The organism is Leuconostoc pseudomesenteroides KCTC 3652 (genome assembly GCF_014634745.1).
GTDB lineage: Bacteria > Bacillota > Bacilli > Lactobacillales > Lactobacillaceae > Leuconostoc > Leuconostoc pseudomesenteroides.
On the sequence record NZ_BMBP01000008.1, the window covers coordinates 38,202 to 65,147 of the forward strand.

General features: G+C 37.4%; 27 protein-coding genes. 19 read left to right on the plus strand and 8 right to left on the minus strand.

The genetic code is table 11. From position 1 onward, the window contains the following. The first annotated feature begins 107 nt into the window (after nt 1-107). From IEU65_RS07905 to IEU65_RS07920, 4 genes are all read left to right on the plus strand, one after another. Nucleotides 108-599, plus strand: coding sequence for a hypothetical protein (locus IEU65_RS07905; protein ID WP_010281806.1), 492 nt, complete (start codon nt 108-110; stop codon nt 597-599). Between the two features lie 24 nt (nt 600-623). Continuing rightward, nucleotides 624-1,979 (plus strand): PTS cellobiose transporter subunit IIC, encoded by a 1,356-nt coding sequence (gene celB, locus IEU65_RS07910; RefSeq protein ID WP_010281805.1) that lies wholly within the window; start codon nt 624-626, stop codon nt 1,977-1,979. A gap of 13 nt (nt 1,980-1,992) precedes the next feature. Further along, nucleotides 1,993-3,426, plus strand: coding sequence for a 6-phospho-beta-glucosidase (locus IEU65_RS07915; RefSeq protein ID WP_010281804.1), 1,434 nt, complete (start codon nt 1,993-1,995; stop codon nt 3,424-3,426). Nucleotides 3,427-3,544: 118 nt separating this feature from the next. Next, nucleotides 3,545-4,279 (plus strand): GntR family transcriptional regulator, encoded by a 735-nt coding sequence (locus tag IEU65_RS07920; protein WP_010281803.1) that lies wholly within the window; start codon nt 3,545-3,547, stop codon nt 4,277-4,279. A 61-nt stretch (nt 4,280-4,340) separates the two neighbouring features. Here IEU65_RS07920 and IEU65_RS07925 read toward each other — a convergent pair whose 3' ends face one another. Further along, on the minus strand, nt 4,341-5,312 hold the full coding sequence (locus tag IEU65_RS07925; protein ID WP_010280403.1) for a LacI family DNA-binding transcriptional regulator: 972 nt from the start codon (nt 5,310-5,312) through the stop codon (nt 4,341-4,343). A gap of 160 nt (nt 5,313-5,472) precedes the next feature. On the opposite strand from IEU65_RS07925, the gene IEU65_RS07930 reads away from it, so the two are divergent. From IEU65_RS07930 to IEU65_RS07940, 4 genes are all read left to right on the plus strand, one after another. Beyond that, the gene (locus IEU65_RS07930) at nt 5,473-7,419 is read left to right on the plus strand and encodes a sucrose-specific PTS transporter subunit IIBC (RefSeq protein ID WP_010280401.1); all 1,947 of its coding nucleotides are present in this window, start codon (nt 5,473-5,475) and stop codon (nt 7,417-7,419) included. 16 nt (nt 7,420-7,435) lie between these two features. Next, a complete protein-coding gene (locus tag IEU65_RS07935; RefSeq protein WP_010280398.1) occupies nt 7,436-8,698 on the plus strand; it encodes a glycoside hydrolase family 32 protein in 1,263 nt (420 codons plus the stop codon). A gap of 186 nt (nt 8,699-8,884) precedes the next feature. After that, nucleotides 8,885-9,019 carry a hypothetical protein gene (locus tag IEU65_RS10480; RefSeq protein ID WP_010280396.1) on the plus strand — a complete coding sequence of 45 codons (135 nt, stop codon included), beginning with the start codon at nt 8,885-8,887 and terminating at the stop codon, nt 9,017-9,019. Between the two features lie 21 nt (nt 9,020-9,040). Next, nucleotides 9,041-9,601, plus strand: coding sequence for a hypothetical protein (locus IEU65_RS07940; RefSeq protein ID WP_010280395.1), 561 nt, complete (start codon nt 9,041-9,043; stop codon nt 9,599-9,601). Between the two features lie 96 nt (nt 9,602-9,697). Here the strand turns inward: IEU65_RS07940 and IEU65_RS07945 are convergent, their stop codons facing one another. The 3 genes from IEU65_RS07945 to IEU65_RS07955 all read right to left on the minus strand — a co-directional run bounded on the left by IEU65_RS07945 (nt 9,698) and on the right by IEU65_RS07955 (nt 12,289). Next, nucleotides 9,698-10,678: a LacI family DNA-binding transcriptional regulator gene (locus IEU65_RS07945; RefSeq protein ID WP_010280394.1), complete on the minus strand. Its 981-nt coding sequence runs from the start codon at nt 10,676-10,678 to the stop codon at nt 9,698-9,700. Nucleotides 10,679-10,778: 100 nt separating this feature from the next. Further along, entirely contained in the window at nt 10,779-11,558 is a 780-nt protein-coding gene (locus IEU65_RS07950) for an SDR family oxidoreductase (protein ID WP_010280392.1), read from the minus strand. A 188-nt stretch (nt 11,559-11,746) separates the two neighbouring features. Continuing rightward, nucleotides 11,747-12,289, minus strand: coding sequence for an NADPH-dependent FMN reductase (locus IEU65_RS07955; protein ID WP_010280390.1), 543 nt, complete (start codon nt 12,287-12,289; stop codon nt 11,747-11,749). 249 nt (nt 12,290-12,538) lie between these two features. Between IEU65_RS07955 and IEU65_RS07960 the strand changes: the two genes are divergently transcribed. Continuing rightward, entirely contained in the window at nt 12,539-14,569 is a 2,031-nt protein-coding gene (locus IEU65_RS07960) for a KUP/HAK/KT family potassium transporter (RefSeq protein ID WP_010280388.1), read from the plus strand. Between the two features lie 83 nt (nt 14,570-14,652). On the opposite strand, the gene IEU65_RS07965 is transcribed toward IEU65_RS07960, so the two are convergent. Beyond that, nucleotides 14,653-15,192 carry a GNAT family N-acetyltransferase gene (locus IEU65_RS07965; RefSeq protein WP_010280386.1) on the minus strand — a complete coding sequence of 180 codons (540 nt, stop codon included), beginning with the start codon at nt 15,190-15,192 and terminating at the stop codon, nt 14,653-14,655. A gap of 191 nt (nt 15,193-15,383) precedes the next feature. Here IEU65_RS07965 and IEU65_RS07970 point away from each other — a divergent pair, with 191 nt between their 5' ends. The 5 genes from IEU65_RS07970 to IEU65_RS07990 all read left to right on the plus strand — a co-directional run bounded on the left by IEU65_RS07970 (nt 15,384) and on the right by IEU65_RS07990 (nt 20,819). Then, nucleotides 15,384-16,061: a response regulator transcription factor gene (locus IEU65_RS07970; protein WP_010280383.1), complete on the plus strand. Its 678-nt coding sequence runs from the start codon at nt 15,384-15,386 to the stop codon at nt 16,059-16,061. Between the two features lie 97 nt (nt 16,062-16,158). Next, the gene (locus IEU65_RS07975) at nt 16,159-17,085 is read left to right on the plus strand and encodes a sensor histidine kinase (RefSeq protein ID WP_242455658.1); all 927 of its coding nucleotides are present in this window, start codon (nt 16,159-16,161) and stop codon (nt 17,083-17,085) included. A 61-nt stretch (nt 17,086-17,146) separates the two neighbouring features. Beyond that, the gene (locus IEU65_RS07980) at nt 17,147-17,902 is read left to right on the plus strand and encodes an ABC transporter ATP-binding protein (RefSeq protein WP_010280380.1); all 756 of its coding nucleotides are present in this window, start codon (nt 17,147-17,149) and stop codon (nt 17,900-17,902) included. Nucleotide 17,903: 1 nt separating this feature from the next. Beyond that, nucleotides 17,904-19,868, plus strand: a complete 1,965-nt coding sequence (locus IEU65_RS07985) for an FtsX-like permease family protein (RefSeq protein ID WP_010280378.1) — start codon at nt 17,904-17,906, stop codon at nt 19,866-19,868. Between the two features lie 129 nt (nt 19,869-19,997). Next, complete coding sequence (locus IEU65_RS07990; protein ID WP_010280376.1) at nt 19,998-20,819, plus strand: oxidoreductase; 822 nt, start codon at nt 19,998-20,000, stop codon at nt 20,817-20,819. A 25-nt stretch (nt 20,820-20,844) separates the two neighbouring features. Here IEU65_RS07990 and IEU65_RS07995 read toward each other — a convergent pair whose 3' ends face one another. Next, a complete protein-coding gene (locus IEU65_RS07995) occupies nt 20,845-21,459 on the minus strand; it encodes a flavin reductase family protein (protein ID WP_010280373.1) in 615 nt (204 codons plus the stop codon). An 86-nt stretch (nt 21,460-21,545) separates the two neighbouring features. On the opposite strand from IEU65_RS07995, the gene IEU65_RS08000 reads away from it, so the two are divergent. Next, complete coding sequence (locus tag IEU65_RS08000; protein ID WP_010280371.1) at nt 21,546-22,256, plus strand: ArsR/SmtB family transcription factor; 711 nt, start codon at nt 21,546-21,548, stop codon at nt 22,254-22,256. 92 nt (nt 22,257-22,348) lie between these two features. Here IEU65_RS08000 and IEU65_RS08005 read toward each other — a convergent pair whose 3' ends face one another. Both IEU65_RS08005 and IEU65_RS08010 read right to left on the minus strand, forming a co-directional pair. Further along, the gene (locus IEU65_RS08005; protein ID WP_010280370.1) at nt 22,349-22,933 is read right to left on the minus strand and encodes a DJ-1/PfpI family protein; all 585 of its coding nucleotides are present in this window, start codon (nt 22,931-22,933) and stop codon (nt 22,349-22,351) included. Between the two features lie 25 nt (nt 22,934-22,958). Further along, the gene (locus IEU65_RS08010; RefSeq protein WP_168441516.1) at nt 22,959-23,201 is read right to left on the minus strand and encodes a hypothetical protein; all 243 of its coding nucleotides are present in this window, start codon (nt 23,199-23,201) and stop codon (nt 22,959-22,961) included. A gap of 355 nt (nt 23,202-23,556) precedes the next feature. On the opposite strand from IEU65_RS08010, the gene IEU65_RS08015 reads away from it, so the two are divergent. The 4 genes from IEU65_RS08015 (at nt 23,557) to IEU65_RS08030 (ending at nt 26,945) form a co-directional block, all read left to right on the plus strand. After that, nucleotides 23,557-24,153 carry a histidine phosphatase family protein gene (locus IEU65_RS08015; RefSeq protein WP_010280363.1) on the plus strand — a complete coding sequence of 199 codons (597 nt, stop codon included), beginning with the start codon at nt 23,557-23,559 and terminating at the stop codon, nt 24,151-24,153. A gap of 255 nt (nt 24,154-24,408) precedes the next feature. Continuing rightward, entirely contained in the window at nt 24,409-24,819 is a 411-nt protein-coding gene (locus IEU65_RS08020) for a DUF2712 domain-containing protein (RefSeq protein ID WP_010280361.1), read from the plus strand. A gap of 160 nt (nt 24,820-24,979) precedes the next feature. Further along, a complete protein-coding gene (locus IEU65_RS08025) occupies nt 24,980-25,636 on the plus strand; it encodes a hypothetical protein (protein WP_168441517.1) in 657 nt (218 codons plus the stop codon). A 694-nt stretch (nt 25,637-26,330) separates the two neighbouring features. Then, nucleotides 26,331-26,945, plus strand: a complete 615-nt coding sequence (locus IEU65_RS08030; protein WP_010280351.1) for a hypothetical protein — start codon at nt 26,331-26,333, stop codon at nt 26,943-26,945. The last annotated feature ends 1 nt before the right edge of the window (nt 26,946 follow it).

Genomic DNA, 26,946 nt, shown 5'->3' on the forward strand with positions numbered 1-26,946 from the left:
GATGTTATAATTAAGTCATTCGAATGAGTTAACTTACTGGGGGATATGGTGATGACAATTTTTAATGTCGACGAATAGCTAAAGTATTTTTCGAAAGGAGATTGACTGTGAAAGATAAGTCAGAAATGATGGATCGTGGGCGAAAAAATCTAAGCATCAAAAGCATGGCTTTCAATCGCTTTTTAATTTTTCGATATGTGACAGCAGGTTTCTTTTTCACCAATATGTACTGGATGTTCTTATTGTTTGGTAGAACAGGATTTTACTGGTTACTGCCTGCAGCGTTGCTATTGATAAATATTGCGGTTGCTGTGGAACAGACGGGTAAATATTGGCGACCTAATCATAAATTGACCCTAACCATTGCGGGATATTGGGTTCAATTGGCAAGTAATATGGCACTAGTGATAGTGATGTTATTTGGATTTAACCATACATTTTGGCCATTTATCAATGATCAAAGCCAATCAGTTATTTTAATTATTTTACTGGTTGGTATGGGCTTATGTCTGTTATTGGAATGGCGGGCACGTTTAATTTCACAAGACCAAGATAAGTATTTTAAGCTACTTCAAGACTTTAAAGTAAGTTTGCAATGAGTTTAATAGAAAAGAGAGTGAATCATGGATAACAGTGATAACAAAATGTTCCAGTTTCTAAGTAAGCATTTGATGGGACCGATGGGTAAGTTAGCACAGTTGAGAATTGTTCGTGGTGTTATGGCGGCAGGTATGGCGTCCATTCCGTTTACAATTGTTGGCTCAATGTTTTTGATTGTAAGTATTATCCCCCAAAGCTTTCCTGCTTTAGCAGGCATTTGGTCGGCGTCATTTGACAAATTAACAAGCTTGTACATGATTGCTAACACAGCAACGATGGGAATTTTAGCCCTTTACTTCTGTATTGTTTTTGGTTATGAATACACAAGAATTCAAGCACAAGAAGAAAAAGTTAACGTTAATCCACTAAACGGTGTATTACTATCGCTGATGGCATTTATAATGTGTGTCCCTGAAATTATTTTCAAGGATGGTGCAATGACATTAATTAATGTTGTTAGCAAAAACAGCAAAATTATTGATGGTTGGGAAATGGGTGGTGGTGTCACCCGTTTGGGTACGACTGGTATCTTCACAGCTATTATCATGTCAATCATTGCTGTGAAAATTTATACGTTCTGTGTGAAGAAAAATTGGACGATTAAAATGCCAGATACTGTGCCAACAGGTGTTGTTAATTCATTCATGGCATTAATTCCAACTGCACTAATTGCATTCACAGTCATTATTATTAACGGTATACTGGTTGCCTTGAATACTGATATTTTCAAAGTCATTGCCGTACCATTTAGTTTCGTGACGAATCTAACGAACACATGGATTGGTTTGTTAGTCATTTACTTCTTGATGCACGCACTTTGGATTGTTGGTATTCATGGTGCGACAATTGTCACGTCATTTTTGACACCAATTGTCTTGTCAAATATGGCAGCCAACCAAGCTGGGGCCAATATTCCTTTTGCCGGTGAATTTAATAACTCGTTTGTTACTATTGGCGGATCTGGTGCGACACTAGGTATGGTAATATTCATTGCTTTCTTTGCCAAATCAGCACAACTAGGTGCGCTTGGAAAAGCTGCCATTGTGCCGTCATTCTTCAATATTAACGAACCAATTTTGTTTGGTATGCCGGTTGTGTATAACCCTTATACAGCTATTCCGTTTTTCTTAGCACCAATGGCGTCAATGTCAGTCGCATACTTTGCTATCAAATTCCATCTGGTTAATCCACCGATTGCGCAGGTTGCTTGGCCAACGCCGGGTGGTTTGTCAGGATTTATTGGATCAGGTGGTGATTGGCGGGCAGCCGTCTTAGCACTAGTTTGTGTCATAGTGGCCTTTGTCATTTGGTATCCATTTATCAAGTTTTATGATGGCAAGTTAGTACGTGATGAACAAACAAACGCAGTGAATGCTTAATAGGAGGATAATTGTGAGTACATTTCCAAAAGATTTTTTGTGGGGCGGTGCCGTGGCGGCGCATCAATTTGAAGGTGGTTGGCAGGCAGACTGTAAGGGCATTAGCATAGCTGATGTCATGACGGCTGGCGATAATCAGACCAAACGACGGATTACAGATGGCGTTTTGCCTGATGAAAACTACCCTAATCATGAGGCAATTGATTTCTATCATCACTATAAAGAGGATGTTGCTTTATTTGCCGAACTTGGCTTAAAGGCATTCCGTACCAGTATTGCTTGGACACGAATTTTCCCTAATGGTGACGAAGATGAACCCAATGAAGCGGGACTTCAATTTTACGATGACTTATTTGATGAATTATTAAGTAAGGGCATTGAACCTGTTATTACTCTGTCTCACTTTGAAATGCCTTATCATCTTGTGACTGAATATGGCGGCTGGCGTAATCGCAAGATGATTGATTTCTTCACAAAATTTGCCGGCGTGGTTTTCCAACGCTATCGTGACAAGGTCAAATATTGGATGACTTTTAATGAGATCAATAATCAATCAGCAATGATGAATGAATGGTCACTGTTTACAAATTCTGGTATTGTGGTTAAACCAGATGAAGATGTTGAGCGTGTGATGTATCAAGCTAGTCACTATGAAGTGGTTGCGAGTGCCTTGGCCGTTCAAATTGGCCATGATATTAATCCTAACTTCCAAATTGGTGCCATGTTGGCACTTGGACCAGCCTATCCGGCTAGTCCAGATCCAAAAGACATCATGAAGGCAGAACGCGCTATGCAAGTCAATACTTGGTACGCTGACGTTCAAATAAAAGGGCGCTATCCTGCTTGGCTACGTCAATATTTCAAACAACGACAGTTTGATTTAGATATCACATTATCTGATTTAGATGTCTTGCAGGCTGGTACAGTGGATTACCTCGGCTTTTCATATTATGCTTCCCACGTTGTGCAAGCAGTCGCTGATGAGCGTGCTGACTTTACAACACGAGATGACAAAACAGAAATTCCAAATCCAACATTGGCTGCTTCAGATTGGGGTTGGATGATTGATCCTGTTGGTTTACGATATATGCTAAATTGGCTGACTGATCGTTATGAATTGCCACTCTTTATCGTTGAGAACGGATTGGGTGCATTTGATAAGGTTGAAGATGGTCAAATTCACGACAACTATCGTATTGACTACCTACGCCAACACATTGAGCAGATGGCGTTGGCTATCAATGTTGATGGTGTTAATCTGATTGGCTACACGCCATGGGGCTTCATCGATTTGGTATCAGCAGGGACCGGACAAATGGATAAGCGATATGGCATGATTTATGTTGATAAAAATGATGCCGGCGAGGGTAGTTTAAAACGATTGAAAAAAGATTCCTTCGCATGGTTTAATCAGGTGATTACAACAAATGGTGATAATTTGAATTAAGTTGAGCAAAGACTTGTTGTGGCGACCTCTCCGAACAATAAGTCTTTTGTTTTACGCTAAATTCAGGCATAATGGATGATAGTGCGTCAGAAAATACGAAATCTGGAAGGAAAATTTTATGGCAAAGGGAGAGCGTTCTGTTGCAACAGACACATTAGTCAAAAAAATAATGGATGACATCCAACAGTTACCGACCGGTTCCGGCACAATGCAATTGCCTCCAGAGCCTGAATTAATGGCAACCTATCAAGTCACAAGGTATACACTAAGACAAGCGCTGAAAAAGCTAAGCCAAATGGGTTATACTTTCCAAGCGCATGGTATTGGTACATTTGTGAGACCACGAATGAACAATCATGCCATTTCGTTACAAAATCCTGTCGGTATGACTGATGAAATGGCGCGTCAAGGGCGTCATTTAACAACTAAGCATGCCACGATACAGGCCACGACAGTTGCAGAAGCCGCTTTTCTACCCATCGGCACTCAATTAGATTCGAACATCCCGCTGTGGAGTGTGCGACGATTTAGATATGCTGACGATAAGCCATTTATTTTTGAGCAGTCTTATTATTTGCGAAACATTGTTCATCAAATTCCAGAAACAGCGCTTTACGGCTCATTATTTAATTTTGTAGAAGAAAATGATGCTTTAAAAGTCGGCTTTCAAGATACTATTATTGAAGCTGGATCAATGAGTCAAGAAATGGCAGCTTTTTTTGATAGGCCTGAGCAAAGCCCCACATTGAGTGTGCGAGATGATTCTTATTTGAGTTCTGGACAACTTTTTGCCTTTTCAAAGTTAGGGTATGATGCTCGAGACACTAAATTATTTTTATTTAAAAAGATTTAATGAATACAAAAAATGCTATGCGCAAACCATGATTTGCGCATAGCATTTTTTGCTGGAATAATCAATAAAAATTTTGTGTTGATTCACGTTCAACTAACTGTCCATCAAACACAAGACGTTGCTTTTCTGAAGGGTTATTTTCACGAACATTTTTCAACAGATTATACATTAGCTTACCTGTTTCATAGAAGTCATATTCAAAGCTAGTGAGATGAGGGGTGACAGTTGTACTTAAATCAGATTTTCCAAATCCAATATATTTGGCTGATTGATGAGTGGCAATACCAGCTTGTAATGCACCAATTGTCATTCGATCAGTGGCACCAATCACCAAATCAAACGTATTCTCAGACATGACACGTAATGCATCATTTCTAGCCTCGTCAATGTTAAATTTGGTATGAATAGTGGTGACGTCGTAGTCTGCTAAAGCATGATAAACCCCAGTAAAACGCTCATGGCCAATGGACCAATCTTGTTGTTCAGGTATTGTCAGCAATAATACTTTTTTGGGGGTTAAAGACATGGCATACTGCCCAACTATGTCACCGGCTTGACGGTCATTCATTAAGACGCGATGAAAATCACCTTCATCTTGACCCTGAATGACGACTGGTACATCAAAAGCTTTCAGTGCGTCACGAATGTCATCAGTGATATTAGCGGTTAAAATGATTAGACCACTGACATGCTGGTTACGCAACTTTTCTATCGCCGCTAACTCGCGCGCGACCGATTGATAAGTGTTGACAATTAAAAAAGTGTCCTCATCATTGGCAGCATCCAAACCACGCAACATTTCCACCTGTGCTGTTGAATCTAAACGGGGGACAATGACCCCGACAGTGTGGTTAATTTTTAATTTCAAATTTTGCGCCAAAGCATTAGGCTGGTAATTATAATCTGAAACAATTGTGTCGATTTTGCGACGTGTTTTTTCACTTACAGAGCCACCATTTAAGTAACGTGAAACGGTGCTTTTTGCGACGTTAGCCATTCTGGCAATGTCTGCAATTGTAATCTTTTTTTCCATAAGGTTATCGTACCATAAATACGCAAGACAATATTTCAGTTCTAAAAATTAATTTAAAAAAAAAGATTGCATTAATCATTGAAAGCGGTTACAATGTAATTGTTAAGGAAATGGAAACGGTTCCAAATATCTCATCAGTATTTGAAAAAAGGAGTAGAATATGGATTATAGGAAAGTGGCTGAGCGTGTTGCGCAAGCAGTCAAGAAGGACAATATCGTAGCCGCAGCACATTGTGCGACGAGACTACGTTTGGTAGTGAAGGATGTTAAAAATATTGACCAAGCTGCTTTGGATAATGATCCAGATTTAAAAGGAACATTTAATGCCAATGGTCAATATCAAATCATTGTTGGTCCAGGAGATGTTAATGGTGTTTATGATGAATTTGTTAAATTAACTGGTGTTAAGCAGGCTTCAACTGACGATCTCAAAAAAATAGCTGTGGCTTCTGGTAAAAAGAATCCTTTAATGGATTTGGTTAAGGTCTTATCTGATATTTTCGTGCCATTGATTCCAGCGTTGGTGGCTGGTGGTTTATTGATGGCCTTGAACAACATTTTAACGCAGCCCAATATGTTTGGCCCAAAATCATTGGTAGGCATGTATCCCAGCATTACGGGAGTGTCTGAGATGGTCAACTTGATGGCTTCAGCGCCATTTGCATTTTTACCAATTTTGATTGGTATCACAGCGACACGCCGATTTGGTGGTAATGAAATTCTTGGTGCCGCTGCCGGCATGATGTTGGTGATGCCAAGTCTGGTTAATGGTTATAATGTTGCTGAAGCAGTTGCGACAGGAAAAATGCCAACTTGGGATTTGTTTGGTTTATCCGTCGCACAGGCAGGTTATCAAGGACAAGTGTTGCCAGTGATTGGTGTTGCTTTCATTCTGGCTACATTGGAAAAGTTTTTCCATAAGCACTTGAAAGGCGCAATTGATTTTACATTCACGCCAATGTTAGCCTTAATTATTACAGGATTTATCACTTTTATTGTGCTTGGTCCAGTTTTACGGACAGTATCTAACGGTATTACAGACGGGTTGACGTGGTTAGTGACAACATTTGGCTTTATTGGCTATGGTGTCTTTGGTTCATTCTACTCAGCTATCGTGATTACAGGACTTCATCAGAGTTTCCCAGCAATTGAGACGCAGTTGTTGGCCAACGTTGCAAAAACGGGTGGCGACTTTATTTTCCCAATTGCTACTGTGGCAAACGTCGCGCAAGGCGCTGCTACATTTGCCATTTACTTCTTGAGTAAAGGAAATGAAAAAGTTCGTGCGTTGTCTTCATCAGCAGGTGCTTCGGCAATGCTTGGTATTACTGAACCTGCGATGTTTGGTGTCAATTTGAAGTATAAGTTCCCATTCTTTATTGCGTTAGGATCGTCAGGAATTGCGGCTTTGGTTATGGGATTATTCCACGTGATGTCATCATCACTTGGTCCTGCCGGCTTGATTGGTTTTATTGCTATTCCAGCTAATAAATGGGTTGGTTTCTTCTTAGCAGTAGCAGTTGCTTTCATTGTCTCGTTTGTTGTGACATTAACGTATGGTAAGTCACACATGCCAAATCAAAATAATGATGCATCACAAGCAACCACAGATGTTTCAGCTGATGCTTCAACTGTTGATGGTTTTGAAATTAGTGCCCCAGTTTCTGGTCAATTAGTTGATTTGGCGACTGTCAATGATCCTGTTTTTGCCGGTGGTATGATGGGTAAAGGTGCTGCGATTGAACCAGCTGATGGGACAATAGTCGCACCGGCAGATGGTACAATTACTGTTGCTTATGCCACCAAACACGCCTATGGCTTAACCACAGCAGATGGGGTTGAAATTTTAATTCATATTGGTATCGATACCGTTAATTTAGATGGTAAAGGCTTTGAGAGCTTTGTCAAACAAGGACAAACTGTCTCGAAAGGTGATAAACTAGGAACGTTTGATGCAGCTATTATTAAAGACGCTGGCTATCCCGTAACGACAATGGTCTTAGTGACAAACACAAATAATTTTGAGCAGGTAATCGTTGATGCACCATATGGAAATCAAGTGATTACGACAGATGATATTTTGACAATCGTACCTAAGGCACAATAACAAAAGGAAGGTTTCAATGTTAGTAAAGAACGATACAATTTCCCGAGAGGAATTTCATTTATATCCAACACAGGGATTACTAAATGATCCCAATGGCTTGGTTTATTTCAAAGGAAAATATCATGTTTTCTTTCAATGGAATCCAAAGGCTTGTAATCACAAGTATAAAGAGTGGGGACACTTTGTTTCTAAAGATTTAATCACTTGGGAACGTGTTGAGACAGCCTTGAAGCCGTCATTGGCTGAAGATGCTGCTGGCATCTATTCTGGTACAGCATTTGTTAAAGATAATCGGTTGTATGTTTTTTATACCGGTAATGTACGTGACGAAGCTGGGCATAGTGTCGCCTCACATCAAATGTGGGCGGTGAGTGATGACGGGCTTAATTTCACTAGGTTAGGTCAATTGTTTCCTCATCCTGAAGGATTTACAAAAGATGTACGTGATCCAAGGGTTTGGCAAGGTCAAAATGGACACTTTTTCATGATATTAGGTGCACGTCCTGATAATAATATTGGTGACATTATTGTTTACGAATCAACTAATTTTGAAAACTGGCAATTTAGAGGCTCATTGATTACCGGTGAATTAACTGAGGTGCGTGGTTACATGCTTGAGTGTCCTGATTTAATTGAAGTTGATGGCAAACAAGTGCTCATGTTCTCGCCACAGGGTCTTGCGCCGGATAAAATTAATCACCGGTACGAAAATATTCATAACACTGGTTATGTGGTGGGACATTTTGATGAAAAAACGGCTCATTTCACACCTGAAACATCATTTGAAGAAGTCGATCGTGGATTTGAGTTTTATGCGCCCCAAACATTAAACGCCCCAGATGGCCGCCGTATTATGTGGGGATGGGCAGGAATGATGACCCCAGAGCGTGAAAGCAAGGTGCCGACTATCGCAGAGGACAACTGGGTTCATGTCTTGTCATTACCAAGAGTTTTGCACGTTACTGATGACAACAAATTAACCCAAGCACCAATCGCTGAATTAGTGCAGCCGATATCTGTAAAGCCAGAAGACGTTAGTGGTGTGGGCGCATACGCGTTGCACACACAAGCTGACTGGCTGATAAATTTCGGCGATGATTTAACCTTATCACGTCAAGAAAATCGATTAACCATGACGCGTAAGCAATGGGAAAGTGACCAATATGAAAGTCGTGAAGTGACCGGTAATTTGGATGAAGTGCTGTTGGTAGTTGATAAAGATATTATTGAGGTTTACACGGATAACGATCAACTAACGTTAACGGCGCGATATTTTTGAAGGTTAGCATTATTGATAAAAGGACATCAGCTCGAATGAGAACTGATGTCCTTTTTAACTATACAATGTGTACAAGAATATCTTGACATTTTATGAAACCGATTACATAATTGTAGTTGAGTTGATATTATATGTCATAAAATATCATTATTGGTGATATTTTAATGAGAGAACAGGAGAAACATTATGTTATTTTTGGTGAGTGCATACGAGGAAGGCTTTCGAGTTGGCGAATTAATGCGTTATTTTTTGTTTGCTGTTGTTTTAGTGACAATGGTGATGCTGGGAATCAGGGCATGGCGTAATCGTCACAATAAGTAATGGCTATCAGGGAGAAAACACATGACACATACTATGCAACAGATAACAATGATGGACATACCCAATAATATTGACAAAAAATTAACATTTATTGATTTTAATATAGATGGTGAATTATTTCCGCAACAGCCACAATCAAATAGCTTATTTTCAAAAGTGTTAGCTTCTAATCCATTTCCAATCGGAGTACTTGAATTGAAAAATGATGAGATTAAGATTGGCGATGAAACCAAGCATGTTTTTGCAACTTTTTCAACCGATCAGATTACATTTTTAGAAATAGGTATTTACCGTTCTGCAGTTCGGAATGCGCCTTTGGCACTGTTATCTTCTCGTTATACGCTTTATGTTCACTTAGTAGCCAATGAAAAACCATTTTTTATGTTAAATGATGATATTCAAGCGTTGGGCAAATTTATGTCAACCCTAAATTTTAAAAAATTTCATCTCGTTGATGAAATGAGTTTAATGACACATTTGGCACAATTAGGTGAATTAGACAATCAGTTATTTGAAGAGTTGGCCAAACGGACGAAATTTTTCATGCCGTTACAAATCATTGGTAGCAATGCGCGCGTGTAAGTTTTGGTCAAAGCAGGCTACTGATGTCGGCTTTTTATGTTTCTTCTCGACCCTGTTGGGAGAAGAAATGCTTTGTTATGACATTTTGATAATTCTTTATTTGTAGTGTGAGGGGATGATAATGTTTTGAATAGTCTGGTGGTAATCATTGTTTTCTGACGATAGATGTTTGATGAGTATTTCCGCAGCAGAAGCCCCCATCAAATAGGGTGATTGCTGAATGAATTTGAAATTCGGTGCAAGATAACGGGGCATCGCAGTATCGATGAAGCCAGTTATATTTTGCGTCTGATGCGCTTGCGTTAAAAAAGAAGGGTGTGTCAATAACTGAATCAATAAGCGTTCCTTCAAAACCACTAGTAAATTTTTGGGATTGTTTAGATCAACTGTTTCTGATAGCTTATTCACATCAAAATGCTCGGACTGCGTTTCAATGACATTAACTTGATCAAACACGGTTTTAATACCTGCAACACGTGCTACCCGTGTCGACAGTTTTTTCACCGGTTCGGTAATCACAGTCACACTAGAAAAAGAATCAGGAGAAAGTTGGGACATAGCATACTTTGCAATTTCAAAGTTATTGGTTGTTACCGAGCTCATTTCTAAATCAGCAAACTCACGATCAATTAGGACAATTGGCATATTATTGTTCAAAAATTTACGAATTACTGCACTATCTGTTGTCAGTGGTTGTAAAATAATCCCAGCAAAATTTTGATTATAGACGGACTCTAAATGTGCTTTTTCTGTTTTTAGATTGGAATCAGAATCCAGCAAGACACCGATATATCCAAAAGCACTTAAAATTGAAACAATCCCTTTAAAATATTCAGACGAAAAATACTCATCGATGTTAGAGGCAACAACAGCGACTAAGTTTGATCGTTTTTTTGCGAGTTGAACTGCAGCCGAATTTCTAATATAGTCAGTTTCAGTAATTATTTTTTTGATTTTTTGAGCCGTAGTTTCAGACATTTGGTTCAGTTGACCATTGAGGTATCGACTAACAGTTGCGATCGACACATTAGCCAGTTTGGCAATGTCGCTAATGGTCAGTTTTTGTTGATTTGTCATAAAAATAATCTCCGTTTAAAAAAAGCAATACACAAAACAATGTATTGCTTTTTTAAGTTTACCATAACGTTGTGATAAGTTTGAAAAGTATTATTCAAAATTAACGGAGCAGATAACCACCGTCGACTGGCAGTGTGACACCGGTTACATAGTCGGATGCATGGCTGGCCAAAAAGACAACTGTTCCCATTAATTCTTTAGGATTGGCCCAGTGACCTGCAGGAATGTGATTCAAAATTTCTTCATTTCGTGTTTTATCTTCTTGCAAAGCCTTGGTCATTGGTGTGTCAATATATCCGGGTGCAATGGCATTGACTTGAATATTATCCGGAGCCAAAGCATCTGCGTATGCTTTTGTTAAGCCAATCACACCGTGTTTGCTGGCTGTGTATGGGAAAATGAATTTACCAGCACGATATGATTGCATTGAACCGATATTGATTATTTTACCACCACCAGCTTTTGCCATTATCAACGCAGCAGCTTTTGAAATATGATACATTGCGTTGAGGTTCAAATTGATGACAGCGTCCCAATCATCGTCAGGAAATGCTTGCCACTCGTGTCGTATTTGAAGACCAGCGTTGTTAACTAAAATATCTAACTTACTACCGTGATCATTAACAAAATTTGTCACAGCATCCCCAACATTTTTGCTTGTAATATCCAGTTTTAGGAAGTGGACAGTCTGACCATTCGATTCAACCACTTTTTTTGTTTCAGACCAACCATTTTCACTGTGAGAAATGACTAAAATATTAGCGCCTACCGCACTCAGTGCCTCCGTATAATAACGACCTAATCCTGATGCACCACCAGTAACTAAGGCAGTTTTACCAGCAAGACTAAAAGTATCGAGTCCAAAATCTTTTGTGTGCATAACCATTCTCCTTTTTATTAAGTAGCAGTGAGTTATAGTTACGTAAACGCTTACGTAAACCTTATAAACAAATCATACTATGATGTTCGTTATTATTCAAGTAATTGATTTGGTCGAGTGTATCATTTGGTAGTGATCAAAAAAACTAACCCTGTAAGGGTTAGCTTTTGCTTGGCTTGATATGATGATTAAAACTTGTCAGCAAATGTCACAAACTTCTGGGCAGCGCCTGCCAAGAACGCTTTTGTGTCGTCATTTGTAATTTGACCAGTTTCATCAGCTAAATTGCCTGTGTTACCAATGTAAAGTTCTGGTTGTTGTAGAGTTGGCATATCTAAAAATACCAATGATTGACGTAAGACATGATGTGCTAAAACACCAGCTGTCCCACCAATTGATTGTGAGGCGACTAATGCAGGCTTTCCTGCCCAAGAATTTTGCCCCCAAGGTCGTGATGCAATATCCAATGCGTTTTTCAATGCAGCTGGAATGCTACGATTATGTTCTGGTGTGACAAAGATGAATGCGTCTTGTGCTGCCACTTGTTCTCTAAATGCTGTGTAAACTTCTGGTGAGTTTTCATCATAGTCCTGATTATAAATGGGTAGATTACTGATATTTAAATAAGTAACGTCTGCGTCCTCAGGAAGTCCAGCAACAAGTGCATCTGCGACACCTTTTGAATAAGAATTTTTGCGAATTGAACCAATTACGATACCAAATTTTGTCATGGGTGTTTACCTCTTTCTAGTTACTAAAAGTAAGTATAAAACTTGTAATATGATTTTGCAAGCATTTTCTGGTTATTTTCACGACAAAAGCAGTACAGGGACAGTAGTTGACTTTTTAATACAAACTAAATGACCACAAGTAACATATCAAACTATGACAATGTTATTGGTCTACCAATCATAAATACTGTTATAATATTGACAAATCGTAAATTAGTAAAGTATCCATAATTAAGAGGGGAATCACAAATGGATTTAGAAAAAAAGACTAAATGGTCGTCTGCGGGCGCACTAATTGCTTTGGGTATCGTTTATGGCGACATTGGTACGTCGCCATTGTATACGATGAATTCCATCTTGAATAGTGCAAGAAGTACTCAGCATTTAAATGAGTTTGTTATTGGTTCGGTTTCTTTGGTGTTTTGGACACTGATGTTGATTACGACCATTAAATATGTTTTGATTGCATTACGTGCTGATAATCATGGGGAGGGGGGCATTTTTGCGCTTTATAGTCGTGTTCAAAGTGTCAATAAAAAATGGCTGTTGATTCCAGCTTTAATTGGTGGATCAGCTTTGTTAGCAGACGGGACGCTGACGCCTGCCGTTACCGTAACAACAGCAATTGAAGGTTTAAAAGGGCAAGGATTTGGCATTTTATCCTTTCCAAATGATCAATTTATTGTCATGGTTACCGTAACAGTTATTTTGGTGATTATTTTTACATTTCAGCGGGCAGGTACCAAGAAGATTGGTAATTTATTTGGGCCGGTTATGTTAGTGTGGTTCCTTTTTATTGGTTTCTTTGGCTTGATTAATATTTTTAGTGATTTATCGATCCTGAAAGCACTGTCGCCCGTTTATGCGATACAGGTACTTATGAGCCCAGAAAATAAAACTGGTATTTTTATATTAGGAAGTGTTTTCTTGGCTACCACTGGTGCTGAGGCACTTTATTCAGATATGGGTCACGTTGGTAAGCACAATATCTATATTAGCTGGCCGTTTGTTTATACAATGTTGATTTTAAATTATATGGGACAAGGGGCGTGGATTATGACCCATAGCAGCCAAGCAAACCTTCTGAAGCAAGCCTCAAATCCGTTTTTTGAGATTTTGCCTCATTCTTGGCGGCTTGTCGGGGTTATATTAGCAACTTTAGCGGCAGTAATTGCATCGCAAGCGTTGATTTCTGGTGCCTATACTCTAGTTAGTGAGGCAATTAATCTCAAAGTAATCCCAAGACTAAGGACATTTTATCCTAGTGACGCTCGTGGTCAAATGTATATTGCCACTGTAAATTGGATTTTGTGTGTGATAGGCTTGATTATTGTATGGGTATTTCAAACTTCGCACAATATGGAGGCAGCTTATGGTCTGTCAATTACAATTACCATGTTGATGACAACAGTGCTACTATTTGAATTTGTGAGGAAGTATCAGTCAAGCCTTGTGGCAAGCTTGTTTGCGATTGTGTTTGGCTTCATTGAAGTTGTCTTTTTGATTGCTAGTCTTGGTAAGTTTTTACACGGTGGATATGCCACCTTGATTATCATGTTGGCTATTTTGATAATGATGACCGTTTGGTTTTATGGTAATAAACGTCGTGAACAAATTGCCAAAAAAGATGATTATTTGTCTTTGCGAGATTATCGTAAACAGTTAGTCAACTTATCTGAAGATGAAAATGAGCCGCTATTTGCGACAAATCTTGTTTATATTGCTAACGTCCATCAAAATTACATGTTGAAGCGATCCGTTATTTACTCATTGATAGGATCCAAGCCCAAGCGTGCTGCTGTTTACTGGTTTGTCACCGTTCGTGAAGCAACGGATCCTTATGAAAAAAGTTACGCAGTTGATATGATGGGGACAACAAATATGGTGCATGTCACATTCAGGCTTGGTTTTAAAGTTGAGCCGCAAATTCATCTGTATATCAAACAAATTGCTAACGACTTAATTAAAAAAGAAGTTCTAAAACCTCAGTTTCCAAGATATGCGATTGATAAGCACGGTAGTGTGAGTGATTTTAAGTATGTTATTGCTAATCAATATTCAGCTGATTTATTGCGTTTACCAAACATTCATCCTTGGGATCGTTTCTTGATTGGTGGTCGCTTATGGTTGCAAGGCCACACTGTTAAACCAAGTAGCTTTTATGGGCTTGAGTTAAGTGATGTTATTGAAGAAACTGTACCATTATTTTTGGATAATAATAAAAAAGTCAAATTAATTCAAAGTGATTTGAAGAATGTCGTCAAAAAAGACAATGATTGAATCAATTTAATTTGCTGTAAACGGGATACTAGTTCTACAATCTCAATTAAAAAAGAGTGACACGTTCAATGTGCCACTCTTTTTTAATTGAGATTACGATAAAAGACTGCTTTATCGGTCCACTTATTATTTTCTAACATGAAGCCTTTTCGAACTGTTTCAAATGAAAAGCCTAATTTCTTGAGTAAGTTTTGAGAAGGATAATTTTCCAATGCAACATGAGCTTCAATACGATGAAATCCTGCTGTGTCAGCAAGGTAGGGCATGAGTGCAGATAACGCTTCAAAGGCAAAGCCTTGACGCCATAGTTGATTATGGATAAAGTAGCCTAATTCTCCCCAGGCCATATTTGCTCTAGCTAGCGTTGCAACATCAATCATGCCGATGTGATTGTGATTTTTATCAAAGATAGCCAAAATCAAAATATCGTCAGTTTCACGTAATCGATTATGCTTACCAACTAAGTCGGCAAACCAATCTGCTGTACAAATGCTCATGTCTAACTTGCCCTCATCATAAGGACTTTGGGCAGGATAGCGATTAGAAAAACCATTAAACCAACTTTCGTAGTCATCTATTTGCAATGGTTTAAGAATCAGTCGTTCTGTTACAATGGGTGTCATGCTTTGGATAATTTCTCCTGTGGTATGGGTTATTTGTGATAAATGATAACTAACAGATGACCGGAAAGGTCACAATTTGGTATATCATATATTACAATAGGTATAGTAAAAACGATAACTATAATTTAACAATAATGTCGGCGAAATACAAGCCCGGCGTTTTGCAATAAGATGAAAAAAGTGGGAGTGCCATGGGTTTTAAAATATTTGTAGTCGAGGATAATCATGAAATTGTTAATTTATTAAAAAAATCATTATCAAGTTGGGGATTTTTAATTGAAGCGTGCCATGATTTCAATCATGTCAAAACAGAAGTTGATCAATTTGCGCCGCATTTAATTTTAATGGATATTAATTTACCGTATCATAATGGCTTTTTTTGGACACAAGCAATCCGAAAGGATAGTGTGGTTCCAATTATATTTTTATCCAGTCGTGATGACAACACAGATCAAATTTTGGCGATGAATTTTGGTGGTGATGACTATGTCACCAAGCCATTTAATATTGAATTGTTGATTGTTAAAATTAATGCGCTTTTGCGTCGTGAATATACGTTTGTGTCTGATCGAAGCGTTCTAAAATTTCAAGATTTTAGTTTAGATATTATTGATGATCAACTCAGAACGGGAACACACTCAGTAACTTTGACTAGAAATGAAACCAAGTTGTTACACTTATTATTTAGTCATCAATATCAAGTGGTGTCTCGCGAAGATATTATGTCAAATTTATGGGACAATGATATTTTTATTGATCGCAATACGTTGTCAGTGACTTTGGCACGTTTACGTCAAAAAACTGCAACAATCGGATTTGCAAAATTTTTGGTCACGGTTAAAGGGAAAGGGTTGTCGTTAAATGATTAAAAAATGTTTGCAATCAATTTGGTTATTTTTGCTGGATTATTGGTATTTTTACCTGCTTTTTGTTTTCATTTTTGGGGCTTTATTTTGGAGTGTTGTGATGCGCTCTCTAGATATTGATGCTGTAATTGATGCACTTTATGTGGGCTTGTATTTTTTATTTGGTATGACATTGTTATTGTTTTGGCGATGGTTCCAAACACGAAAAACTTTAAAAAATATTTTGTCAGATGATTGCTTGTCGGTCGATAATTTAAGCTTACCAGCAATTTCTTCCGTGACTCATTTGTACCAAAATTTGCTCAAACAACAGGCACTTCAGCAGAAAAAAGCGTTAGCTACTCAGGCTAACGCCATGCAAGACATTCAAGATTACTATGCCATGTGGGCACATCAAATTAAAGTGCCATTGTCTGTGTTGGATTTGATGAATCAAACCGATACGATTGAAAAATATGAAACGAGTAACCAATTGCTCATTGTGAATCAATATTTGAATATGATGTTACAATTTATTCGTCTCAAGAATTTACATCAAGACTTGACATTCAAACCTATCCATTTGCAGGCAATTGTGCGTGATGTGATTAAAGCGTATAAATTGTTTTTCATCCGCCAAAATCTATCGGTTTCAATGGTGGGCGATGATTTTACAGTTGTGAGTGATCCTAAATGGGTGCAATTTGTTTTAGAACAAACTGTTTTTAATGCGATTAAGTATACACCACAAGGTCGCATTCAAGTGATGTTTGTTAATCAGCATCAAGTAGTGATTGAAGATACTGGTATTGGCATTGCAGCCAGTGATTTGCCGAGATTATTTGACAAAGGTTATACGGGACTAAATGGTCGGCTTGAAAATAACAGTAGTGGGCTAGGTCTGTTTATGGTGAAAGAAATACTATCCGAACTCGGGCATGATATTAAAGTTGCGTCTGTTGTGGGAAAAGGTACTAAGGTCACCATTGACTTTAAACAGACAAAAACACAATCTTACGAAACTGTAAGATTAAATGGCGAGGTGTAAGGTAAATCACCTCTTTTTTCATTTAAAATGAATATAGACATAACAAGGGGGAATTCATTTTATGACATTACTAAAAGTTGAGCATCTCAAAAAAGAGTATCGAGGTAAATTTAAAAACAATACGGTTACGGCATTGGCTGACGTCAATTTTGAAGTTGAAGCTGGTGAATTTATTGCAATTATGGGTGAATCTGGTTCCGGAAAATCAACGTTGTTAAACTGTATTGCAACATTAGACAAGCCAACAACAGGGACAATTATGCTTAATAACGAGGATTTAACTACCTTATCTGATAAAGCATTGGCAAGCTATCGACGTGATCACTTGGGCTTCGTTTTTCAAGATTTTAACTTACTAGATACAATGTCAGTCAGAGACAATATTTATTTACCACTCGTTTTGGCAAACAGAACAAAAAATAAAGCAGAAAAATTGCACCGATTATCGGAACAATTAGGTATTCAAGATTTGCTTAATAAATATCCATTTGAATTATCAGGCGGACAAATGCAGCGAGTGGCGATTGGCCGCGCTTTGATTACCAATCCTGATATTTTACTAGGTGACGAACCAACTGGGGCACTGGATTCAAAAAATGCGGCTGAAATTTTGTCGCTATTTAGGAAGTACAATGAAAGTAATCAGACAATTCTGATGGTGACGCATTCAGCGTTAGCGGCAAGCTGTGCTAAGCGCGTTTTATTTATCAAGGATGGGATGGTTTTTCATCAAATTTATCGTGGTAATCGTAATGATCAAGAAATGTTAATTACGATTAATGATGCCACAACAAATTTGTTTGGGGGAGCAATGTGACATGTTATATTGGAAATTAGCTTGGCAATCAATTGTCAAAAATAAGTTAGAATATTTACCATTTATGTTGGCTGGTACTGCTGCGGTGGCTTTGAACTTGGTCATTCAATTATTGATTTATTCAAAAGGTGTCCAAACACTAAGAGCGAGTAGCTCAGTCATAGAGTTGCTTATGTTTGGACAAATCGTTATTGGTCTGTTGTCTGTCATTTTTTTGCTATATACATACAGCTTTTTAAATAAACGCAAACAATCGGAATTTGGGCTATTCAGCATTTTAGGGATGCAAAAAAGAGATCTCATCAAAATTAGTTGGCGACAACAATTGATCAACTACATGATTGTCACAGTGATTGGGGTTGTGACTGGTGTGCTGTTTAGTAAACTATTATTATTGCTGTTTATTAAATTAGTTGGGGGCAATAACTTTCAACTCAACATTGCTTTAGGTGCAATCATTTTCGTCACGATATTCTTTGGCTTAGTATTTATGCTGCTGCTATTAAGTGATATTTTGGTGATTTGGCGGTTGAAAACAATATCGCTCCTTCAAGCGTCACAAAAGGGTGATCGTGAACCTAAAAGTCATTGGCTATTATTTGGTTTGGGGATTGTACTGATGGGTTGGGGGTACTATATTTCACTAACTGTCAACTCCCCTTTAAAGGCAATGAGAATTTTTTTCTTAGCTGTAATCATGGTTGTAATAGCGACATATTTGCTATTTATTGTGGCATCTACTATTGTGCTAAAAACAATGAAAAAGCACACCAATTACTACTATCAAACAGATCATTTCATTACTGTTTCTAATATGTTGTTTCGGATGAGACAAAATGCCACCGGCTTGGCAAGTATTTCGTTGCTCACTACAATGGCATTAGTTGTGATTGTCACGACGGTATCAATGTTTGTAGGACAGCAAGATTATGTCAATAAACAGTTTCCACGTGATGTTATGATGACTAACGTGGCTAATCAAAGCATATCGGAAAATAAGGTGAAACAAGCTGCTGCTGATAATAATGTGGTGCTCAGTAAAATGTATCACATGGAAATCAGTAATCCAATCACGGGTTATTTAACCAGCAGTGGTCATGCCATGCCGTTAAGTGGTACAACAGTTACAAGAGCTGATAATTTGTCAGACTTTCTATTTATGACAATCCAACAATTTAATCAGTTGACAAATCAACATGGTGGGACATTAGCGGCAAACGAAGTCTATGCTTATGATCGGCAAGGTACATTTAAGAATAATACGATCAAATTCTTGAATCAAAGCTATCATGTCAAAAAACATTTATCTAAAATCGATGGCGTGCCAAGTATGCAAGCTAGCATGACTCACTCAATGATTATTGTGATACCGTCTAAGACTGTGACAGACAAAATTGGTTCAGCATTCAATGATTTGGGTGAGAATAAACAATCTATTTCGTATACTAACCAACTTTTGTTTGATATCAAAGGCTCAGACAAGCAAAAAGACAAGTTCTTAAAAACATTTAAGGGTGAACAAAATATTATTGTTGACAGTAAATCAGAAACTATGTCAGTGCTAAAAAGTTTCTATGGGGGATTCTTCTTTATTGGTTTGATTTTTTCAATCAGCTTTATTATGGCAACAGGACTCATTATTTACTATAAGCAAATTTCCGAGGGACGTTCAGATAAGAAGCAGTTTGACATTTTGCAAAAAGTAGGTATGTCTCATAGTGAGGTGAAACGTACGGTCAAATCACAAGTTGTATGGGTATTTGGATTGCCGGTTGTGGTTGCCATTACACATTTATGTTTTGCAATGCCAATGATCAATAAAATTTTACAAATATTCGGGGTAACGATAGGACCAGTGGTGTATACAACAATGAGTCTTACAATTGCTGGGGTCGTGCTAATATATTTTGGTATCTACCTGAAGACATCAAAAACATACTTTAAACAAGTAGCACGAAAAAATTAAATCGTAATGAAACGCGCAATTTAAATTATTTTTCATTTTTAGTCATGATGAGGTTAACGCTGAATCGTGGCTTTTTATGTCTGCCAAAACATGCTAAAATCTAAGGCAAGCAAGCGGAGGATAAAAACGATGGTAGCACAAAAAGTGGTCTTGATTACGGGAGCTAGCAGTGGTATTGGGTATCAAACAGCTAAAAAATTAGCGACTCAACAGTTCAAAGTCTATGGTGCGGCTCGACGTGTAGACAGGCTGGCATCATTAGTTCAGTTAGGTGTCTCACCAATTTATATGGATATTACCGATGATGAGACGATTACTAAAGCAGTGGCGCACATTATTGAGGCGTCTGGACGAATTGATGTTTTAATCAACAATGCTGGGTACGGATCCTATGGTGCCATTGAAAACGTGCCCATTTCGGAGGCTAAAAAACAATTTGACACTAATTTATTTGGATTAGCCAAATTGACACAACTAGTCTTACCTTACATGAGAGCGCAACAATCTGGTCGCATTATCAATGTATCCTCGATGGCTGGTAGAATGACAACTTATATGGGTGCTTGGTATCATGCCACAAAATATGCACTAGAAGGATTTAGTGATGCGCTGAGAATGGAAGTAAAGCCTTTTGGCATTGATGTCGTGCTCATTGAACCTGGTGGTATTAAAACGAATTGGGGTATAATAGCAGCTGATAATCTTAAAAAAACGTCTCAAGGGACACCTTACCAAGAACATGCTTTAGCGGCATCAGAACGTATGAGACAACTTTATTCATCAGATAAGTTAACTGCTCCAGAAGTGATAGCAGATACAATTGTGAAGTCTGTTATCAATAAACGCACAAAAACAAGATATTTAGTTGGTTACGGTGCCAAGGCATTAGTTGCGTTACACACTATTTTGCCAACACGCGCGTTTGACAAGATCATTCAAAAGCTTGTTTGATAGTGTCATCAATATATTTTACAGATTAGTTGGCTGGTTTGGTGACATCCAAGTATTCTTCAAATCGAAAATTTTTTCCTAAACTAGCGGATGTTGTTGTGTATGATCGGAATTGATAAAGTAGGGGCTGCCATTTTGTGACGTCGATGTGATTATTGTCATGTAGAATTGAAGTATCAACGAAAATGCTTTTAATTTTGCAAATAATAATGGCAAAATCATCCTGAGGTGCAATATTTTTAATGATTACTTCAATTCGAATTGGGCATTCACGTATAGCAGCTGTTTTGACAGTTGCGCTGGGGATTTTGGAAAAACCACCAAGCTGGAATTTGTCAGAACAGTATTGATAACCCATCATTTTTTTATTACGATCAATATGTGATTTTCCAGTTGTTCTTGCGATACGCTCGATATTGGACCAAATTTTACTATCGGCAATGTTGATAGTTGCTTCTTTCGTTGTGAGCATGTTTTGATAAGCTTGCCCCTCTAAACTTACACCAAGTACAACATGATTATTTAGTGTCCAAGAGGAACTGATAGGCGAAATATTGTCTGTGCCGTCAATACTTTGTGTTGCTAAAAGTGTGACTGGGAAACCATAGTAGAGGCTGTCTTTGTGAATTTGTTTGAACATTTTGATGTCATCCTTTTCGATATGATACAGTTATTTTATATGAAAGATTGTTCGATGCGCATCGATATGTTTTTGAAAGGAATTTTATGACAGAACAAGGTTTACCAAATATGATTGATATAACTAAATTACTTGCTGATCAATCTAGTTTAACGATTCTAACATTTCTCATGGATGGCCGATTTCACACAGTTCATGAAATCGCCAAAGTTGCCACGATAAAGGATCAAACAGCTTCCTATCATTTAAAAAGATTTTATAATGAGGGGTGGTTGGATTATTATAAACGCGGTAAGTTCGTTTATTACCAGTTGAGTAGTCTAGATATTGCGCATTTAATTGAACAATTAATGGTGATTAGCCCTAAAAAACCAACACAGTCATATCATCAAAGGGTAGCTCTTAATAAAATTGCTTATTGCAGAAGTTGTTATAATCATATGGCAGGCAAGGTGGGGGTTGATTGTTATGACTACTTAATCAATTCCGGTTTTCTGGTAGGATATCAAAACGAATTGCAATTAACGAGTGAAGGGCAAGAATTGTTTAAATCATTAGGCATTGATATTTCAAAAGAAAAAAAAGACGCTAATTTTATTAAACCATGTTTGGATTGGACAGAACGCCGTTTTCACTTATCTGGTCGACTGGGAAGGCTGCTTTTGGACAAATGTTTAGCAGAAGGATTAGTGAAGAGAAATAGCGAAGATCGTCATCTAACTGTTACAAGTAAAGGTGAAATGATGTGGGATGAATTAAACAAAAATAGACGCGTTTCTTGTGATTTTGTTGAATAAAAAACAACCTGCTAACAATTCCGAAAGTTAAAGTAACTTTTGGGGACTGAAATTATTGGCAGGTTGTTTTTTAATTGATTCGATACCTTCTACTATGAAAAAGGATCAGACTGACTATCTCTAATTCGAACATATTCAATGTCGTGAGCGACATTGTCAGCGAAATCACGTGTTGTGACATGCTCTAGAAAAGCAAAGCTCATATCAATACCAGCTGAAACGCCAGATGAGGTGTAAAATTTATCATCCATTGTCCAACGCGCATGTCGCTGCCATAAAATTTTAGAATTTAAACTGGTTACCCAATTAAACGCTAATTTATTTGACGTTGCGCGTTTGTGATCAAGCGTGGTTGTCATTGCCAACAATGCTGAGCCTGTGCAAATGGACAAGCAGTAGGTTGACTTATCTATTAAAATTTTAAGTTTTTCAATAAAATTTTTGTCATTGACTAAGAGTCTCGTGCCAGGTCCACCAGGAATTAAAAGAACACCGCTCGTGTCAATTTCTTCATCAGATAATAGGTCGACAATAGGCAAACGATAACTGGTAATCGCCCGCTTATTCGACAAAGTAAAATATTGAACGTTAAATTGTTCCGCATGTAGAAAAACCTCCGCCGGACCAAAAACATCTAGGGGTTCGAATTCGTCAAATAATAAAATATTGATATCCATCATGAGTCTCCTGCTAATATTTCGCTTAAGTTAGAAAAACAAAAAAGATGAGAATTGCCGTTAAAATGAGACGGAAAATATGATGTTGAAAGTGAAAACTTTTATTTTTGAGACCATTTGTGATAGCAGTGAGTTGAAATACGACTAACACAATGACAGCTGTGCTTTTGAACCAATCAATTGTTTGAAAACAGGCAATCAATAAGATAATGGCACAAATGATGTTGAGCAAATTAGGGATGCGTGCTGAAGAGTTGATTTCTTTCATTGACGCAAAAGCCATCAAAAATGCGTACAGGCAAATAATCACTTTTACTAAAATTGTTAAGAACAAAGTTTGTCTCACTTTCTATATGCTATTATAATTGTAATCTAAATTATAACGCACTTAATCTTACTTTTATACAAAGAGTTCTTTTTTTGCACTAACGACATATTGGTGTTGACTATTTATATAGATGGAAAAATGAAATTAAGATATTAGATGAGTTGGATAAAAATAGGATCACTCATTACCACTTGCAATAGTAGATGATTTGATTGATAATGATATTCAAATATTGTTATGAGTGCTAGTTTAAGCGCTTTGTTTAAAAAAGTTAGTTAAAGAGGTTTGCATTGCAATGAGTGAAGAAAAAACGACAGTTTATTTTGTACGACACGCGCGGCCAGATTATAGTTGTGAAGATGATAGAAATATGCCACTGACAGCTGAAGGCAAAGCAGACGCTGTTATTGTGGCAGAAGTATTGAAGAATGTTTCTTTTGACATGTGTATTTCTAGTCCTTATGTGCGTACGCAAGCAACAATAAAGCCAACATGTGACCAAAAAAAGTTGACATTAAGAACAGATGAAAGATTAAAAGAAAGGGTAAGGGGAAAACTAGGAAATCAAGGGGATGAACTGCAGCGACGGCGTTGGTTGGATTTTGACTTTCATGAACCACAGGGTGAATCAATGAACAGTCTACAAAAACGCAACATAAGTGCATTGACTAACATATTATCGCGGTACACAGGACAGACGATATTATTTTCAACTCACGGGGCAGCATTAAGTGCGATTCTAAATTTTTACGATGATACTTTTGGTTATCAAAATTTTAAGCGATTGGAGATGTTCACGCCGTATATTTTAAAAGTGACGTTTGGGATGAATCAAAATTTAATTGATCAAAGCGAAATTTTAATAATCGATAAATCGGAAGGCTTAGCTTAGAGCGGCGGGATGAACTCTCAAAAAGAGACCATAAGGCAGGTCTTTTTTTTGTGCAAAAATATTTACAAAACGCCTTCTTGTAAGCCTATTATGTTGTCAACTAAACTATTTTTCTACAATTTTATCAAAAATAGAATATTATGTTACAAAAAATGATAGATGATTAAAATCATAAATGATAACATTGTTGAATAGTCTTGAAGGGGCTATAAAAAATTTTTTCTCAGGGGGAGATATTATGAACTTCAAAAAAAATTGATTGCATTAGCAATCGCTTGGGCTGTAACAGGTAGTCTGGTTTTGCCAGTGTTTGCATCTGATGATTTATACGGCTTTCAGATGAAATTAGGTACGTATCAAGAGGAGGCTTCAACTGGATATCACTATCGTCAAACAGCGTCGAACGCAAATCCTTGGAAAGTAGGTGTCTATACTTCAGCGGAAGGAAATGGATCGTATTATAGAGCCTATTTGATGGGGCAAAAAAATCGTGCAGCAGCCTCACCATTTGCAGCTGTGTATACTGGACCTGGCTATCCGTATGTTTATACAACTGCAAAGTCAAATGCCAATCAAACGAATGTCAGATTGGTGATGTTCCATCCGGAATGGACAAATAAAATCGCGCCTTATATCACCGGTGCTTGGGATGAAGAGACTTGGTAATTAAGTCATGCTAAGTTATAGTCTAAATCGTATTATACAAACGAAACAATTTTTAACTGTAATGTTCATTATGTGTATTATCACTATTTTAGATGCCATTCAGCATGTCATAATGTTGAATGGGTTTTCATTAGCCAAATCTATGTGGTTAAACACCTTTATGGCAAGTAGTCTAGGTGGTATGTATGGGCATCTGTTAACTACTTTTCTGCTTGGTTTATATCCTATTTGGTTGTTACTTGGGGGCGGGTTCGCGCTGTTGAAAGATTTTAAAACGGGACAATCATATAACGTTGTCAGTCGAGTAGGGGTTTCAAAGTATTTACACCATCAATTTATTGCAGCGGGACTAGCAGGTACCCTACTTTTTTCAGTGCCTTTATTATTGAATTTAATTGTAATTTGGATCATACAATTATTTCCTCTGAAAACATTTGATGGACAAATGAGTTTATTAATTGACAAGCCACGTATTCCTAATTTAGAAAAATATCACTTTGTGTGGTGGCAATTAGAAAACCCAGCATTAACATTTATGGTGTATCTGTTCGTGTTTTTGATATCAGTTTTTGTAACGACTATGTTTATGGCAGCCATTAGTTTAGTATTTGGCAATTTTTATCAAATTTTAACTCTAGTGAGTTTAGGCACTATATTATTGGGAAGCCAAGTATTCGACATTGGGAAGATGTTGCAATCTTTTGCCCAATTAATGACGTGGCAGAGTTGGTTATTGAGTTGGTCAGATCTCATCATAGTATTATTGATAGTTAATAGTTTGATTTTACTTTGGCGTTGTCATGGTGAGTTAGCATGATTGGCGAAAGAAAGTTTTGGTTTTCTACTTTTTCTCTGATCATTTTCATCACTTTTTTTTATCTTTTTAGTATGAGTTGGGAAGCGCTAAGTTATGATGATTGATTGAGCTTGGAAGTTCTTAATGGGGGTAATTATTTTCAAAATTGGTCTTGGCAAGTGATATTGAGTATTGTCTTTTTACTTTACTGGGTTGTCAATTATGAAGTTCCGGTACAGCAGATGATACGCTTAGAAACATGTCAACAAGTTAGTCATATGCTGATGACAAGAATATTTGCCATTTCAGGTGTATTTGGTTTTATATATTGGTCAATACCTTTTTTCAGAATAATGATGTATGAGCCAACGTCGAAGCAGTTTGTCTTATTTTCGTTTTTTTGGAGTTGCCAAGTACTCATTTCGGTTTTTTGGGAAGTAGTAGTGATTCAACTAATATTGATTGTGCACACATATTTGCAGAAGAATATATTGTTCACGGGATTATCGCTGCTTATCGCTATTGTACTTTTACTGCATGTTTGGCCAATGAACCAATCGTTATTTTCTGACACACAAGTTACAGCAATGATTAGAAATAATAATTACCAATCCGGTTTAGTCAGATTTATCAGCACCGTTGTCTTAATGGCTGTGCTTTCAACGTTTTTTCGACTTGTTATCGAACAAAATATTTGGCGGCTGGAGTGTAAGAAATGAAAAAAAGTGCGTTTATTTGTATTGTAACAGTAGTTGTGATGTTGAATTTTCTTTTACAAAAAAATGATACCTTAGGCTATTTTGTGGAAGATGCTACGAGTTCGTTAGTAGTAAAAGTGACATGGTTCGGTTTGGTTTGTGCGCCATTATTGTACCTCGTTGGAACGATTGATAAATGGCAAAACGGTTCGTATCTCAACCAGCTTTTCAGAACTGATAAACTACACAGAATAGTGATATCCACCTATTTCATAAACTTATTCCACGTTTTGGGTATTGTGCTTATTGGTTTGTTAATCAATGCATTACTGACAGGTAATACTGGATCAATAGAAAACATTTTGAATTTAGTTGGTAGTTATATGTTCTATACATCGGTTTATATGGTCTTAGAATTACTGTTTAGCAGCACATCGGCCGTATTATCACTGTGTGCTCTCCTATTAATTGTGGCATTGGGCAAAAATAATCTGTCATTATTAGGTTCAATTACATTTCATCGCAACACGAGTATTTATCAGACTATTCTCACATTATTTATGACAATAACTATAATGACATTTTTTTTGAAAAAGTTGAATCAAAAAGATTTTTACGGTAAAGGAATTTAGA

Bases quoted from the DNA above. Each gene is read 5' to 3' on its own strand.
- IEU65_RS07935 (WP_010280398.1), top strand. From the start codon at position 7,436: ATGTTAGTAAAGAACGATACAATTTCCCGAGAGGAATTTCATTTATAT.
- IEU65_RS07955 (WP_010280390.1), bottom strand. From the start codon at position 12,289: ATGACAAAATTTGGTATCGTAATTGGTTCAATTCGCAAAAATTCTTAT.
- IEU65_RS07965 (WP_010280386.1), bottom strand. From the start codon at position 15,192: ATGACACCCATTGTAACAGAACGACTGATTCTTAAACCATTGCAAATA.
- IEU65_RS10480 (WP_010280396.1), top strand. From the start codon at position 8,885: ATGTTATTTTTGGTGAGTGCATACGAGGAAGGCTTTCGAGTTGGCGAA.
- IEU65_RS07970 (WP_010280383.1), top strand. From the start codon at position 15,384: ATGGGTTTTAAAATATTTGTAGTCGAGGATAATCATGAAATTGTTAAT.
- IEU65_RS07985 (WP_010280378.1), top strand. From the start codon at position 17,904: ATGTTATATTGGAAATTAGCTTGGCAATCAATTGTCAAAAATAAGTTA.
- IEU65_RS08030 (WP_010280351.1), top strand. From the start codon at position 26,331: ATGAAAAAAAGTGCGTTTATTTGTATTGTAACAGTAGTTGTGATGTTG.
- IEU65_RS07940 (WP_010280395.1), top strand. From the start codon at position 9,041: ATGACACATACTATGCAACAGATAACAATGATGGACATACCCAATAAT.
- IEU65_RS07920 (WP_010281803.1), top strand. From the start codon at position 3,545: ATGGCAAAGGGAGAGCGTTCTGTTGCAACAGACACATTAGTCAAAAAA.
- IEU65_RS07925 (WP_010280403.1), bottom strand. From the start codon at position 5,312: ATGGAAAAAAAGATTACAATTGCAGACATTGCCAGAATGGCTAACGTC.
- IEU65_RS07975 (WP_242455658.1), top strand. From the start codon at position 16,159: ATGCGCTCTCTAGATATTGATGCTGTAATTGATGCACTTTATGTGGGC.
- IEU65_RS07980 (WP_010280380.1), top strand. From the start codon at position 17,147: ATGACATTACTAAAAGTTGAGCATCTCAAAAAAGAGTATCGAGGTAAA.
- IEU65_RS07995 (WP_010280373.1), bottom strand. From the start codon at position 21,459: ATGTTCAAACAAATTCACAAAGACAGCCTCTACTATGGTTTCCCAGTC.
- IEU65_RS07990 (WP_010280376.1), top strand. From the start codon at position 19,998: ATGGTAGCACAAAAAGTGGTCTTGATTACGGGAGCTAGCAGTGGTATT.
- IEU65_RS07945 (WP_010280394.1), bottom strand. From the start codon at position 10,678: ATGACAAATCAACAAAAACTGACCATTAGCGACATTGCCAAACTGGCT.
- IEU65_RS08010 (WP_168441516.1), bottom strand. From the start codon at position 23,201: ATGAAAGAAATCAACTCTTCAGCACGCATCCCTAATTTGCTCAACATC.
- IEU65_RS07930 (WP_010280401.1), top strand. From the start codon at position 5,473: ATGGATTATAGGAAAGTGGCTGAGCGTGTTGCGCAAGCAGTCAAGAAG.
- IEU65_RS08000 (WP_010280371.1), top strand. From the start codon at position 21,546: ATGACAGAACAAGGTTTACCAAATATGATTGATATAACTAAATTACTT.
- IEU65_RS08025 (WP_168441517.1), top strand. From the start codon at position 24,980: ATGGCAAGTAGTCTAGGTGGTATGTATGGGCATCTGTTAACTACTTTT.
- IEU65_RS07950 (WP_010280392.1), bottom strand. From the start codon at position 11,558: ATGCACACAAAAGATTTTGGACTCGATACTTTTAGTCTTGCTGGTAAA.
- IEU65_RS07960 (WP_010280388.1), top strand. From the start codon at position 12,539: ATGGATTTAGAAAAAAAGACTAAATGGTCGTCTGCGGGCGCACTAATT.
- IEU65_RS08005 (WP_010280370.1), bottom strand. From the start codon at position 22,933: ATGGATATCAATATTTTATTATTTGACGAATTCGAACCCCTAGATGTT.
- IEU65_RS08015 (WP_010280363.1), top strand. From the start codon at position 23,557: ATGAGTGAAGAAAAAACGACAGTTTATTTTGTACGACACGCGCGGCCA.
- celB (WP_010281805.1), top strand. From the start codon at position 624: ATGGATAACAGTGATAACAAAATGTTCCAGTTTCTAAGTAAGCATTTG.